The 12828-nt window shown below is 71.0% G+C and carries 12 protein-coding genes; 3 read left to right on the top strand and 9 right to left on the bottom strand.

Annotation, left to right across the window (positions count from 1 at the left end):
* Positions 1–44: 44 nt before the first annotated feature.
* From ACQEXA_RS41250 to ACQEXA_RS41230, 5 genes are all read right to left on the bottom strand, one after another.
* Positions 45–1094, bottom strand: a complete 1050-nt coding sequence (locus tag ACQEXA_RS41250) for an aminotransferase class V-fold PLP-dependent enzyme (RefSeq protein WP_432926277.1) — start codon at positions 1092–1094, stop codon at positions 45–47.
* A 99-nt stretch (positions 1095–1193) separates the two neighbouring features.
* Positions 1194–1910 carry a DsbA family oxidoreductase gene (locus ACQEXA_RS41245; RefSeq protein ID WP_432926278.1) on the bottom strand — a complete coding sequence of 239 codons (717 nt, stop codon included), beginning with the start codon at positions 1908–1910 and terminating at the stop codon, positions 1194–1196.
* A 77-nt stretch (positions 1911–1987) separates the two neighbouring features.
* Entirely contained in the window at positions 1988–2491 is a 504-nt protein-coding gene (locus ACQEXA_RS41240; RefSeq protein WP_433132624.1) for an N-acetyltransferase family protein, read from the bottom strand.
* Positions 2492–2556: 65 nt separating this feature from the next.
* Complete coding sequence (locus tag ACQEXA_RS41235; RefSeq protein ID WP_432926282.1) at positions 2557–3165, bottom strand: DUF1349 domain-containing protein; 609 nt, start codon at positions 3163–3165, stop codon at positions 2557–2559.
* A 113-nt stretch (positions 3166–3278) separates the two neighbouring features.
* Positions 3279–4808, bottom strand: a complete 1530-nt coding sequence (locus tag ACQEXA_RS41230) for an aldehyde dehydrogenase (NADP(+)) (protein WP_432926284.1) — start codon at positions 4806–4808, stop codon at positions 3279–3281.
* Positions 4809–4941: 133 nt separating this feature from the next.
* On the opposite strand from ACQEXA_RS41230, the gene ACQEXA_RS41225 reads away from it, so the two are divergent.
* From ACQEXA_RS41225 to ACQEXA_RS41215, 3 genes are all read left to right on the top strand, one after another.
* Positions 4942–5715 carry an IclR family transcriptional regulator gene (locus tag ACQEXA_RS41225; protein ID WP_432926286.1) on the top strand — a complete coding sequence of 258 codons (774 nt, stop codon included), beginning with the start codon at positions 4942–4944 and terminating at the stop codon, positions 5713–5715.
* 1 nt (position 5716) lies between these two features.
* On the top strand, positions 5717–6190 hold the full coding sequence (locus ACQEXA_RS41220; RefSeq protein WP_432926288.1) for a GNAT family N-acetyltransferase: 474 nt from the start codon (positions 5717–5719) through the stop codon (positions 6188–6190).
* A gap of 108 nt (positions 6191–6298) precedes the next feature.
* Entirely contained in the window at positions 6299–7756 is a 1458-nt protein-coding gene (locus ACQEXA_RS41215; protein ID WP_433132622.1) for a peptidoglycan D,D-transpeptidase FtsI family protein, read from the top strand.
* Between the two features lie 54 nt (positions 7757–7810).
* Here the strand turns inward: ACQEXA_RS41215 and ACQEXA_RS41210 are convergent, their stop codons facing one another.
* The 4 genes from ACQEXA_RS41210 to ACQEXA_RS41195 form a co-directional block, all read right to left on the bottom strand.
* On the bottom strand, positions 7811–9262 hold the full coding sequence (locus ACQEXA_RS41210; RefSeq protein ID WP_432926292.1) for an NCS2 family permease: 1452 nt from the start codon (positions 9260–9262) through the stop codon (positions 7811–7813).
* A 263-nt stretch (positions 9263–9525) separates the two neighbouring features.
* Positions 9526–11247 carry an L-arabinonate dehydratase gene (gene araD, locus ACQEXA_RS41205; protein ID WP_432926293.1) on the bottom strand — a complete coding sequence of 574 codons (1722 nt, stop codon included), beginning with the start codon at positions 11245–11247 and terminating at the stop codon, positions 9526–9528.
* Positions 11244–12155, bottom strand: a complete 912-nt coding sequence (locus tag ACQEXA_RS41200; RefSeq protein WP_432926295.1) for a dihydrodipicolinate synthase family protein — start codon at positions 12153–12155, stop codon at positions 11244–11246. The genes araD and ACQEXA_RS41200 overlap by 4 nt, the downstream gene beginning before the upstream one ends.
* Positions 12152–12805 (bottom strand): GntR family transcriptional regulator, encoded by a 654-nt coding sequence (locus tag ACQEXA_RS41195; protein ID WP_432926297.1) that lies wholly within the window; start codon positions 12803–12805, stop codon positions 12152–12154. Before ACQEXA_RS41195 ends, ACQEXA_RS41200 begins: the two co-directional genes overlap by 4 nt.
* Between the last annotated feature and the right edge of the window lie 23 nt (positions 12806–12828).

Genomic DNA, 12828 nt, shown 5'->3' with positions numbered 1-12828 from the left:
CTGCCGCCCGTCACGGACGGGCGGCAGGCTCGTGTCCGCCGTGGTCAGCGCGACAGGACGTCCAGCAGGCGGTCGACGTCGGCGGGCGTGTTGTACAGATGGAAGGCGGCCCGCAGGTTGCCCGCCCGGTCGGAGACCTCGATCCCCGCACTGCTCAGCTCCTCCTGCCGGTGGCCGAGTCCGGGCACGGACACGATCGGCGAGCCCGGCGCGGGGACGGCCTCGTGGCCGAGGGCGTCGAGCCCCGCGCGGAAGCGGTCCGCGAGGGCGAGGTCGTGCGTGCGCACGGCGTCCACCCCGAGATGCTCCAGCAGTTCGAGGGAGCGGCGCGCGCCTGCGTACGAGAAGAGCGCGGGGCTCTCGTCGAACCGCCGTGCCGAATGGGCGAGTTCCGTGACGGGGCCGTAGCAGCTGTCCCAGGGCCGTTCCCCCGCGACCCAGCCGGCGAACAGCGGGGTGAGGCCGCCGAGGTCCTCAGGCACGGCCAGGAACGCCACGCCTCGCGGACAGAACAGCCACTTGAAGGCGACGGCGGAGACGTAGTCGTGGGCGTCCGCGTCGAGGTCCAGCCAGCCGGCGGCCTGGGACGCGTCGACGTACGTGCGTGCCCCGTGCTCGCGCGCCGCGGCCCGGATCGCGGGCAAATCGGCCACCCGTCCGTCGGCGGACTGCGCGGCGCTGACCGCGACGAGCGCAGTGCCGGGCCGCACCGACTCGGCGATGCCTTCCAGCGGCACGGCGCGCACCTTCAGGTCCTCGCGCATGTGGAAGGGGTTCACCACGGAACTGAAGTCGGCCTCGGCGGTGAGGACTTCGGCGCCCTCGGGCAGCGAGGCGGCGATCAGCCCGGTGTAGACGGCGACCGAGGCCCCGGCGGCCACCCGGCTGACGGGGATCCCGGCCAGCCGGGCGAACGAGGCGCGGGCGGCCTCCACGTCGGCGAACATGTCGGTCGGCCGGCCGGCGGCCGCCGACTCGACGGCCGTCCGCATGGCCTCCACGGTGCGCGCAGGCAGCAGCCCGCTGCTCGCCGTGTTGAGGTAGGTGCTCTTCGGGGCGAACTCAGCACGGACGAGGCTCTCGAAGGTCTCCATGGGACCACTCTGGGGCCCAGTGAAGTCGTAGTCCATTGCGAATTCTTACGTGGTTCCACTAAGGAACGCTTATATGTCCACCCCGGAGCGGGCCCTCGCTCAGTGGCCCGGCACCGCGCATCCGTCCGGACCGCACGCGTCCGCGCCACCGTCCTCGATCAGCCTCAGCTGCGGACGCTCGCCCCACGCCTGGGTCAGGGCCTGGGTGAAGACCTCCGCGGGCTGGGCGCCGGAGACACCGTACTTGCGGTCGAGGACGAAGAACGGCACGCCGTTGGCTCCGAGCTCGGCCGCCTCCCGCTCGTCGGAGCGCACCGCGTCGGCGTACGCGGTGGGGTCGGCGAGCACCCCGCGGACCTCCTCGGCGTCGAGCCCCGACTCCACGGCCAGTTCCACCAGCCGCTCGACGCCCTCGGTGAAGACGGACCGCTCCTCGGCGAAGTTCGCCCGGTAGAGGATCTGGATCAGCTCGTCCTGCCGGCCCCGCTCCTTGGCGAGGTGGAGCAGGCGGTGCATGTCGAAGGTGTTGCCGTGGTCGCGGCCCGAGGTGCGGTAGTCCAGGCCCTCGGCCGCGGCCTGCGCTGCCAGGTTGTTCTCGCCGGCCTGCGCCTGCGTCTTGCTCATCCCGTACTTCTTGGCGAGCATCGTGAGGACCGGCTGGACGTCGCCCTTGGCCCGGTGCGGGTCCAGTTCGAAGGAGCGGTGCACCACCTCGACCTCGTCCCGGTGCGGGAAGGCCCCGAGCGCCGTCTCGAAACGGGCCTTGCCCACGTAGCACCAGGGACAGGCGATGTCGCTCCAGATCTCCACGCGCATGTCTTCGGCTTCTCTCCAGTCGGTACAGGTGCGGAGCCTCCCTCCGCCAATGTGCGTGAACGTTCAAGCGGTTGCCTTCATTCCCCGGGGACCGTGTACCGGAGGAAGAGGTGGTGGTCTCCCGCCACGGGCGGGTTCTGCGGGTCGGGGACCCAGCCGAGGCGGGTGTAGAAGGCCTGGGCGCGGCGGTTGTCGACATGGACGTCGAGGACGGCGGTCCGCCTGCCGTCGGCCTGCCACTCCTCGACGCAGGCCGCGTGCAGTGCGGCCCCGATGCCCCCGCGCCAGTGCCCGGGGTCGACGTGGAACTGGAAGAGTTTCACCGTGTCGGGCGATGCACCGTCCGGCGTACGGAAGGAGGCGACGGCGACGATACGGCCGCGCTCGACGGCGCACAGCACATGGGCGTCGGGCCGCTCCAGGGCGGTCCGCCAGGCGGCGAGCCAGTCGGTGCCGTCCTGCGGCGGCCCGTCCGGGTAGTAGGTCGCCCGGGCCCGGGCGTGCAGTTCGGCGACGGTCCGCACCTCGGCGGGCAGAGCGGTACGAATCAGTCGGTTCCCGGTCATTCGGTCGTCGATCATGCAGGGAAGGACGTCGCCGCGGCCGCAGTGGTTCCGGGTGGCGCGCATGGACGCGCGCCGCCAGGTCAGCTGCCGTCTCTGAGGTCCTGCGGCCAGTGCGGGCGGTACTCGATCCCGTCGTACGTCACCACGCAGCCCTCCCCCATCGGCGACTGGGTCATGAAGCCCACCAGCGCCGCGTCCGTCTCCTTCTCACCGCCCAGGGTGAACAGACGGACGAACGTCCAGCGCTTGCCGTCGCGAGAGGCGTGGAAGGCGAAGGCCCGGCCCGTGCGGCTGACCCGAAGCCAGACCGAACTGCCCTCCACGGTGAAGGAGTTGGCGTCGTCGGAATGGCCGCGGGTGACCACCGTGCAGACGGTGGGCACATCGGGCGAGTACTCCAGGCAGAGCTTGGCCCAGGCCCGCTCGCCGACATGGACGTAGAGCACACCGGCGTCGAAGGACGCGTTGAAGCCGACGGTGACCCGGGCGATCAGCTGGAAGTCGCCCTCGGGCGCGCCGAGGAGCCGGGGCGCGTCGGAGGCCGGCTCCAGAGCCTCGCCGGTGGGCGGAACGAAACGATCCTGCCGGGCGCCCGCCCAGCCGGTGAGTACCCCGTCCTCGTACGACCAGTGGCCGCCCGGCCCGTACGTGCGCAGGGAGAACGGGAGTTCGGGAAGTTCAACGTCCATTGGGGAAGTCTCTCAGGCGCGCCCGCGACAGGCGCGGGGAACTACGCGGTCGACCACAAAAGCACCCGCGGACCGCGCCGCATCACGCTCCCACGGCGCGGCCCGCGCGGCAGTCACCTCTCCAGGCGCCCGTCGAAGCGCCGCGGCAACCCGAGCGGGTTGTCGTCGCGCAGCTCCGGCGGGAGGAGCGCCTCGGGGGCGCCCTGGTACACCACGGGCCGCAGCCAGCGTTCGATGGCCGTGCCGCCCACGGACGTGGACGTGGACGTCGTCGCCGGGTAGGGGCCGCCGTGGTGCTGGGCGGGCGCCACCGCCACACCCGTCGGCCAGCCGTTGACGAGGACGCGGCCCGCGAGCGGGGTCAGCTCCGTGAGGATCTCCGCGCCCCGGCCCTCGCCCGCCGTCTCCTCCGTGGACAGGTGCACCGTCGCCGTGAGGTTGCCGGGGAGCCGGCCGAGGACACGCTTGGCCTCGTCCTCGTCCTCGTAGCGCGCCACCACGGTGAGCGGGCCGAAGCACTCCTCCAGCAGGAGGTCGTACTCCCCGTCGCGGGTGAGCTTCTCGGCCGGGACGGTGAGGAATCCGGCGCTGACCGTGTGCTCGCTGCCCGCGCCGGCGGTGACCGGGGACTCCACTCCGGGCAGCGCGGCACGCTCGGCGACCCCCGCGACGAAGTTGTCGCGCATCCGGTGGTCGAGCAGAACGCCCGCCTCGGTGTCGCTGACGGCGTCCGTCAGGGACTTCACCAGGCGATCCCCGCCCGCACCCGTGGGAGCCAGGACCAGGCCCGGCTTCACACAGAACTGGCCGACGCCCAGGGTCATGGAGCCCGCGAGTCCGGCCCCGATGGCCTCGGCGCGCTCGGCGGCGGCGGCCTCCGTGACGAGCACCGGGTTGAGCGAGCCGAGCTCGCCGTGGAAGGGGATGGGCGTGGGACGGGCCGCCGCCGCGTCGAAGAGGGCACGGCCGCCGCGGATGGAGCCCGTGAACCCGGCGGCGGCGATCAGCGGATGCTCGATGAGTTCGATGCCCGCCTGGAAGCCGTGGACGAGCCCGATGACGCCCTTGGGGATGCCGTGCTGCTCGGCGGCCCGGCGGAGCGTCGCGGCGACCAGCTCGGAGAGCGCCGGATGGTCGGGATGGGCCTTGACGACGACGGGGCAGCCCGCGGCGAGCGTGCTCGCGGTGTCCCCGCCGGCCACCGAGAAGGCGAAGGGGAAGTTGGAGGCCGAGTAGACGGCGACGACGCCCAGCGGGACCTTGTAGCGGCGCAGGTCCGGGATCGGCGGGGTCGCGGTGTCGTCCGGGTGGTTGATCGCGACGTCGAGGAAGGCGCCCTCGTCGACGATCCCCGCGAAGGCACGCAGCTGGTAGCAGGTCCGGGCGAGTTCGCCCGTCAGCCGGACCGGGCCGAGCGCGGTCTCCGCGTCGGCCGCCTCGACGAGCTGGTCCTTCGCGGCCTCCAACCGGTCGGCGGCGGTGCGCAGAAAGGCCGAGCGGACCGCGCGGTCGGCGAGGGCTCCACGCGCGGCGTGGGCCGCGCGGACGGCGGCGTCCACCTCCTGGGCCGTGGCCTCCACCGCAACCTGTTCACGCGGCTTCCCGGTACGGGGGTCGACACTCCAGACTGGTGCTGCTGCCACCGCGGGTCCCTCCAGATGTCATGCCGCAGTTCGTCCGTCACTCACCAGAGTCGTTCGATATACTGAACGCCGTCTCTGATGATGAATGATCTGTTCGGAGACTATTTCCCGTCGAACGAAGGGGTCAAGGGCGATGTCGGCTGGCGAGACAGGCGGCGGGGCGCAGGTCAAGTCCGCGGTGCGGACCGTTGAGTTGCTCGAGTACTTCGCCGGCCGCCCCGGTATGCACTCCCTGGCCGCCGTCCAGGAGGCGGTGGGCTACCCCAAGTCGAGCCTGTACATGCTGCTGCGCACGCTCGTGGAACTGGGCTGGGTGGAGACCGACGCGACGGGCACCCGGTACGGCATCGGAGTGCGGGCGCTGCTGGTCGGCACCTCGTACATCGACGGCGACGAGGTGGTGGCCGCGGCCCGCCCCACCTTGGACCGGCTCTCGGACGACACGACGGAGACCATCCACCTGGCACGCCTGGACGGTACGAACGTCGTCTACCTGGCGACCCGCCAGTCCCAGCACTACCTGCGCCCGTTCACGCGCGTCGGCCGCCGGCTGCCCGCGCACTCCACCTCGCTGGGCAAGGCGCTGCTGAGCACGTACACCGACGAGCAGGTCCGCAAGATACTTCCCGAGACGCTGCCGGCGCTGACCGAGCACACCATCACCGACCGCGAGAGACTCATCGAGGAACTCCATCAGGTCCGCGAGCAGGGCTTCGCCGTCGACCGCGAGGAGAACACACTGGGCCTGCGCTGCTTCGGCGTGGCGATCCCCTACCGCACCCCGGCCCGCGACGCGATCAGCTGCTCGGTCCCGGTGGCCCGGCTGACCCCGGCCCACGAACAGATGATCAAGGACGCGCTGTTCGACGCGCGGGACCGTCTGACCCTGGCGACACGGAGGCTGTGACATGGAGGTCGCCCTGCGCGAGGTCCACGACAGCGACCTGGCGGTCTTCTTCCGGCAGCTGAACGACCCCGTCGCGCTCCACATGGCCGCGTTCACCCCCGAGAACCCCGCGGACCGGGCCGGCTTCGACGCCCACTGGGCCCGGCTGCGCACCTCGTCCGACGTCGACGTCCGCACCGTGCTGGTCGACGGCGACGTGGTGGGCAGCGCGGCGGTGTACGGCGAGCCGGGCGAGCGCGAGGTCACGTACTGGATCGACCGCCCGCACTGGGGCCGCGGCATTGCGACGGCCGCGCTGCGGCTCCTGCTGGAGGAGGTCCCCGAACGTCCGCTGTACGCCCGGGCCGCCGCCGACAACACGGGCTCGCGCCGGGTCCTGGAGAAGTGCGGCTTCGCGCAGACGGCCCGGGCCAGGGGCTTCGCGCACGCCCGCAGCGAGGAGATCGAGGAAGTCGTCCTCGTCCTGAAGGCCTGATCGCCCGGCCCGCCGCGCACATCGGCGGGCCGGCCCTTTCATGAGGCCTCGATGAGAAAACGAGGCGCAACGGAACGATCCGCCCGATCCCCTCGTCTTCGGGACGGGATGAACAAGACGATCAGACGCGCATCGGCCTTCGCTCTGCTCCTGGTGTTGGCTCTGCTGGTCAGGGCGACCTGGGTGCAGTTCTACGACGGCAAGGCGCTCGCGGACGACAAGGACAACCGGCGGAACGCGATCGAGACGTACTCGCGGCCGCTCGGGAACATCATCGTGGCCGGTGACTCGGTCACCGGCTCGGCGCGGACGAAGGGCGGCGACCTCGCGTACAAGCGCACCTACACGGACGGCAGGCTGTACGCCGCGGTGACGGGCTATGCCTCGCAGAGCTACGCGCCGACCCAGCTCGAGGGCATCTACCAGGACCTGCTCAACGGCACGGACACCCGCCTCAAGGGCGTGATGGACACGGTCACCGGCAAGCGGGCCGATCCGGGCGACGTGGTCACCACGATCGACCCGGGCGTGCAGAAGGCCGCGTACCAGGCACTCGGCGGCAAGAAGGGTGCGGCCGTCGCCATCGACCCGGCGACCGGCAGGATCCTGGCGGTCGTGTCGGCCCCTTCGTACGACCCGTCGTCGCTCACCGACGCGAACGCCGCGGGGACGGCCTGGAAGCAGCTGAACAGCGATCCCGACAAGCCCCTGACCAACCGCGCGCTGCGCCAGCCGCTGCCGCCCGGTTCGACGTTCAAGCTGGTGGTGGCGGCCGCCGCGCTGGAGGACGGGCTGTACCCGTCCGTGGACCAGAGGACCGACAGCCCCGACCCGTACCCGCTGCCCGGCACGACCCGGACGCTGTCGAACGAGAACCCGAACGCGCCGTGCGAGAACGCCTCGATCCGCGTCGCGCTGCGCTACTCCTGCAACAACGTCTTCGGGAAGATGGCCGTCGACCTCGGCCAGGACAAGGTCCGGGCGATGGCAGAGAAGTTCGGCTTCAACGACAGCCGGCAGGACGTGCCGGTGCGGGCGTACGCGAGTGTGTACCCGTCGGGCATGGACAAGGCGCAGACGGCGCTGTCCGGCATCGGCCAGTTCGACGTCACGGCGACCCCGCTGCAGATGGCCATGGTGTCGGCGGCCATAGCCAATGACGGCCGGCTGGTCTCGCCGCATATGGTCTCGCAGATCACCGACGGCGGCGGCGACGTGCTGAGCAACTACGACGACAGCACCAAGACCAAGCGGATCGTCAGCTCGTCCACGGCCCGGCAGTTGCAGTCCGCGATGCAGACGGTGGTCGAGCAGGGCACCGGCACCAACGCGCAGATCGCCGGAGCGACCGTGGGCGGCAAGACGGGTACGGCCCAGCACGGCGAGAACAACAGCAAGACGCCGTACGCATGGTTCACGTCGTACGCGAAGTCCGATTCCGGCGGCAAGGAGGTCGCCGTCGCGGTGATGGTCGAGCAGTCGGACGCGGCCCGCTCGGAGGTCAGCGGGAACGGGCTGGCGGCCCCGGTCGCCCGGGCGATGATGCGGGCGGCGCTCAAGGGCTAGGCGGTTCGGGGCCGTCCCGCGCGGGGACGAGCCCGCGCGGGACGGCCCCGCCGCTCACTTCACGCCCAGGATCTGCTCTACCGGGTCGATCGCGAAGTACACCAGGAACAGCGCCGACACGCCCCACAGCAGCCAGTGGACGTCCTTGGCCTTGCCGATGACCGCCTTGATGACGACGTACGCGAGGAAGCCCGCGCCGATGCCATCGGTGATCGAGTACGTGAACGGCATCGCGGCGATGGTGAGGAACGCCGGAATGGCGATCTCGTACCGGTCCCAGTCGATGTGCTTGACGTGGGTCATCATCAGGAAACCGACGGCGATCAGGGCGGGTGCCGCGGCCTGGAGCGGCACGATGGTCAGCAGCGGAGTGAGGAAGAGCGCGAGTCCGAACAGGCCGCCCGTGACCAGGTTGGCGAAGCCGGTGCGCGCGCCCTCGCCGACCCCGGCCGCGGACTCGATGTAGGCGGTGTTGGAGGAGGCGGAGCCCACACCGCCGGCGACCGCCGCGGCGCCGTCGATGAACAGGACGCGGCCGATGCCCGGCACCTGGCCCTTGTCGTCGAGCAGCCCCGCCTCGGCGCTGATGCCGACGATGGTGCCCATGGCGTCGAAGAAGTCCGACAGGACCAGGGTAAAGATCAGCAGGACAGCGGTGAGCACGCCGGCCTTGGCGAAGCCGCCGAACAGGCTGAAGTGACCGATGAGTCCGAAGTCCGGGTTCGCCACGATCTTGTCGGGCACCTTCGGGGTGGTCAGCCCCCAGCTCTTGATGTCCGCCGCGGCGTTGACGACGATCGCGACGATCGTCATGGTCACGATGCTGATCAGGATCGCGCCCTTCACCTTGCGTGCGAGCAGGGCGATGGTCAGCAGCACACCGAGGCAGAACACCAGCACGGGCCAGCCGGTCAGCCTGCCGACGGCGCCCAGTTGCACCGGCACGGTGGTGTTCGCGGCGTCCGGGATGCGGCTGACGAATCCGGCGTCGACGAAGCCGATGAACGCGATGAAGAGACCGATGCCGACGCCGATGGCCTGTTTCAGCGGCTGGGGGATGGCGTTCATGATCGCCTCCCGCAGTCCGGTGAGGACCAGGACACAGATCAGGATGCCCTCGAGGACGACGAGGCCCATCGCGTCGGGCCAGCTCATCAGCGGGGCGAGCTGGAAGGCGACGACGGCGTTGAGGCCGAGACCGGCGGCGATGGCGAGCGGCAGATTGCCGCCGACGCCCATGATGACGGTCATCACGCACGCCACCAAAGCGGTGGCGGTGACCAGTTGCCCGGTGTCGAGCTGGTGGCCGAACTTGTCCTTGGCGCTGCCCAGGATGATGGGATTCAGGACAAGGATGTAGGCCATGGTGAAGAACGTGGCGAAGCCGCCGCGTATCTCCCGGCCCAAGGTGGAGCCTCGTTCGGAGATCTTGAAGAACCTGTCGACGCCGTTCGCCGCGGGAGGTGGGGCACTTGACCGGTCGGCCACCTTCTGTGTGTCGGACATGCGGACGCTCCTCGTTGCCTGGTGAACCGGTGCGGGATGCTGGCTGGATTGTTCCCCCGGAGAGCCGGTTTCAGGTTTTCTCCGCGTTACGGAAATCGAGTTCGGCCCGGGGGCACGGGAACGCCCCCGCCGACGGGAGGCGGGGGCGTTCTCCTCCTGCTACTGGATCTCGATCGTCCCGGCGGCCGGGACTATCACGTCCACCGGGGGCGCCGACCGCATCCGGCTACGCGGCCGCCCCGGAGGCATGTCGGAGACGGAGCTCACCCCGCGTACGGGTCCGCGACCTTCCCCGGCCGGGACAGGAACTCGAAGTCGCAGCCGGTGTCCGCCTGGGTGATCTGTCCGTTGTAGAGCACGCCGTAGCCGCGCTCGCAGCGCGCCGGGGGCGGGATCCACTGTGTCCGGCGACGCTCCAGTTCGGCGTCGTCCACGTGGAGCCGGAGGCTGCGGGCCTCGACGTCGAGTGTGATGCTGTCCCCGGTCCGTACGAGCGCCAGCGGCCCGCCGATGTACGACTCCGGTGCCACGTGCAGCACGCACGCGCCGTAACTCGTGCCGCTCATCCGGGCGTCGGAGATCCGCACCATGTCCCGTACGCCCTGCTTCAGCAGGTGGTCGGGGATGGGCAGCATCCCGTACTCGGGCATGCCCGGTCCGCCCTTGGGGCCGGCGTTGCGCAGCACCAGCACACTGTCCGCCGTGATGCCGAGCGACGGGTCGTTGATGGTCCGCTGCATCGTCCTGTAGTCGTCGAACACCACCGCGGGCCCGGTGTGCCTGAGCAGGTGCGGCTCGGCGGCGATGTGCTTGATGACGGCACCGGCCGGGCACAGGTTGCCGCGCAGGACGGCGACCCCGCCCTCCGTCGCGACCGGGTTGTCGCGGGGCCGGATGACGTCGTCGTCGTGGACCCGGGCACCCGCGATCTGCTCGCGCAGGGTGTCGTACGAGACCGTCGGCCGGTCCAGGTGCAGCAGGTCCGTGATCCGGGACAGGAACCCGGGCAGGCCGCCTGCGAAGTGGAAGTCCTCCATGAGGTACCGCTCGCCGCCGGGGCGGACGTTGGCGAGCACCGGGGTCGTGCGGGCGATGCGGTCGAAGTCGTCCAGCGTGAGCCGCACCCCGGCCCGTCCGGCCATGGCGATCAGATGGATGACGGCGTTGGTGGAACCGCCGAGCCCCAGCACGGTCGTGACCGCGTCCTCGAAGGCCTCACGCGAGAGGATGTCGCTCAGTTTCCGGCCCTCGTGGACGAGTTCGACGATCCGGCGGCCGGACGCGGCGGCCATGCGCTCGTGCCCTGAGTCGACGGCCGGGATGCTCGACGCGCCTGGCACCGTGACGCCGAGGGCCTCGGCGGCCGCGGTGAGCGTGGAAGCCGTACCCATCGTCATGCAGTGCCCCGGCGAACGGGCGAGCCCGCTCTCCAGCTCCGACATCTCGCAGTCGCCGATGAGCCCGGCACGCTTGTCGTCCCAGTACCTCCACATGTCGGTGCCCGAGCCGAGGACCTCGCCGCGCCAGTGGCCCGGCAGCATGGGACCCGCGGGCACGAAGACGGTCGGCAGGTCGACGGAGGCGGCCCCCATGAGCAGCGCGGGCGTGGACTTGTCGCAGCCGCCCATCAGTACGGCCCCGTCGACCGGATAGGAGCGCAGGAGCTCCTCGGCCTCCATGGAGAGCAGATTTCGGTAGAGCATGGGGGTCGGCTTCTGGAAGGTCTCGCTGAGCGTGGAGACCGGGAACTCCAGCGGGAAGCCGCCGGCCTGCCACACGCCCCGCTTCACGGCCTGGGCGCGGTCTCTGAGGTGGACGTGGCAGGGGTTGATGTCCGACCAGGTGTTGAGGATCGCGATGACGGGCTTGCCCAGGTGCTCCTCGGGGAGATAGCCGAGCTGCCGGGTGCGCGCCCGGTGGCTGAAGGAGCGCAGCCCGTCGGTGCCGTACCACTGGTGGCTCCTGAGCTCGTCGGGCCGCTTCATATCGGCCACCTGCCGACGACGGCGGCGACCTCCGCGCGCTCCTCCTCGCCCAGCGCCCTGCTCGGCGGGCGCACATCGCGGCGGCACAGGCCCAGCGCGGCGAGGGCCTCCTTGACGACGGAGACGTTGTCCGCGGAGCCGTTCGCCGCGCGCAGTTCCTCGAAGCGGCGGATCTGTTCCCAGACCTTCATGGCGGCCGGGTAGTCCCCGGACCGAAGCGCCTCGATCATGTTCAGGGAGACGGCCGGAGCGACGTTCACAAGCCCTGAGGTGAATCCGGTGGCCCCCGCGGAGAAGTACGAGGGGGCGTACGGTTCGGCGAGCCCCGCCACCCAAACGAAGCGCTCGAGTCCCGCGTCCCGTGCGAAGGCGGCGAACCGGGCTGCGTCCGGGACGGCGTACTTCACCCCGATGACGTTCGGGCAGTGGTCGGCGAGTTCGGCGAGCCGGGCGCCCGGCAGCTGGGCGTTGCGAATGTAGGGGACCACCCCGAGTTCGGGCACGGCCTCGGCGACGGCCCGGTGGTAGTCGACCCAGCCGGCGGCCGAGACGTACGGATGCACGGGCTGGTGGACCATGACCATCCCGGCACCCTGCTCACGGGCGTGCCGGGCGGAGGCGACGGCGGTCGGCACATCGTGACCGACACCGGCGAGCACCGCGGCCCGCTCCCCCGCCTCCTCGATCGTCAGTTCCGTGACGAGGCGCCGCTCCTCGGCGGTGAGGGCATAGAACTCGCCGGTGTTGCCATTGGGCGTCAGGGTCCTGACGCCGCCGTCGAGCAGCCTGCGCAGCAGTGCCCGGTGGGCGTCCCGGTCGACGGTGCCGTCCTCGGCGAACGGCGTCACCGGGATCGCGACCACATCGGCCAGGGCGGCTCGTTGGATCTCGAACGCCGCGTCGCTCATTCCTGTCCCTCCTCCCCGTACCGGGGGAACGCTCGCCGGACGAACGAGGCGATGTGGGTGTGCAGGGCGCTCGCCGCGCCCTCGGCGTCGCCGTCCTGGGCGAGCCGCAGGATCTCCCGGTGCTCGGCGGCCTCGAGCTCCCAGGAGGGGTCGGCGGCCCAGGCGACGGCGGAGACGAGGGCGGCCTGGTCGCGGACCTCGTCGAGCATCCGGCCGAGCAGCGGGTTGCCGCAGGGCGTGTACAGGGCGCGATGGAACTCCCGATTGGCCAGGGAGCGTTCGGCGCTGTCGGCGGCCTCTTCGGCCCGGTTCAGCGCCTCGCGGGCGGCGTCCAGAGAGGCCCCGCGCCGTACCGAACGACGCAGCGCCTCGGGCTCCAGGAGCAGCCGGACGTCGTAGACCTCGCGTGCCATGTCCGCGTCCACCATCCGCACCGTGACGCCCTTGTACTGGTTCATCACGACGAGCCCGGTCCCGGCGAGGGTCTTGAGCGCCTCGCGCACGGGGGTCTTGGACACCCCGAACTGCGCGGCGAGTTCGGTCTCGATCAGGGACTGACCGGGCGTCAGCTGTCCGGTGAGGATGCGGTGCTTGATCCCCTCCAGCACGAACTGCGTGCGGGAGGGGATCGGTACCGGTACAGAGGTCATGGGCGCCTCCCGGATCTCGCGTC

Origin of the sequence: Streptomyces sp. CA-106110 (genome assembly GCF_050936285.1) — a bacterium.
Classification (GTDB): Bacteria; Actinomycetota; Actinomycetes; order Streptomycetales; family Streptomycetaceae; genus Streptomyces.
The sequence above is the reverse complement of the archived record's forward strand: the minus strand, read 5'-3'. Positions and strand labels throughout refer to the sequence as shown.

What these genes read in the sequence shown, in the direction of transcription:
- ACQEXA_RS41225 (WP_432926286.1), top strand. Translation starts at nt 4,942, where the DNA reads ATGTCGGCTGGCGAGACAGGCGGCGGGGCGCAGGTCAAGTCCGCGGTG.
- ACQEXA_RS41245 (WP_432926278.1), bottom strand. Translation starts at nt 1,910, where the DNA reads ATGCGCGTGGAGATCTGGAGCGACATCGCCTGTCCCTGGTGCTACGTG.
- ACQEXA_RS41210 (WP_432926292.1), bottom strand. Translation starts at nt 9,262, where the DNA reads ATGTCCGACACACAGAAGGTGGCCGACCGGTCAAGTGCCCCACCTCCC.
- ACQEXA_RS41215 (WP_433132622.1), top strand. Translation starts at nt 6,299, where the DNA reads ATGAACAAGACGATCAGACGCGCATCGGCCTTCGCTCTGCTCCTGGTG.
- ACQEXA_RS41240 (WP_433132624.1), bottom strand. Translation starts at nt 2,491, where the DNA reads ATGATCGACGACCGAATGACCGGGAACCGACTGATTCGTACCGCTCTG.
- ACQEXA_RS41200 (WP_432926295.1), bottom strand. Translation starts at nt 12,155, where the DNA reads ATGAGCGACGCGGCGTTCGAGATCCAACGAGCCGCCCTGGCCGATGTG.
- ACQEXA_RS41220 (WP_432926288.1), top strand. Translation starts at nt 5,717, where the DNA reads ATGGAGGTCGCCCTGCGCGAGGTCCACGACAGCGACCTGGCGGTCTTC.
- ACQEXA_RS41235 (WP_432926282.1), bottom strand. Translation starts at nt 3,165, where the DNA reads ATGGACGTTGAACTTCCCGAACTCCCGTTCTCCCTGCGCACGTACGGG.
- araD (WP_432926293.1), bottom strand. Translation starts at nt 11,247, where the DNA reads ATGAAGCGGCCCGACGAGCTCAGGAGCCACCAGTGGTACGGCACCGAC.
- ACQEXA_RS41195 (WP_432926297.1), bottom strand. Translation starts at nt 12,805, where the DNA reads ATGACCTCTGTACCGGTACCGATCCCCTCCCGCACGCAGTTCGTGCTG.
- ACQEXA_RS41250 (WP_432926277.1), bottom strand. Translation starts at nt 1,094, where the DNA reads ATGGAGACCTTCGAGAGCCTCGTCCGTGCTGAGTTCGCCCCGAAGAGC.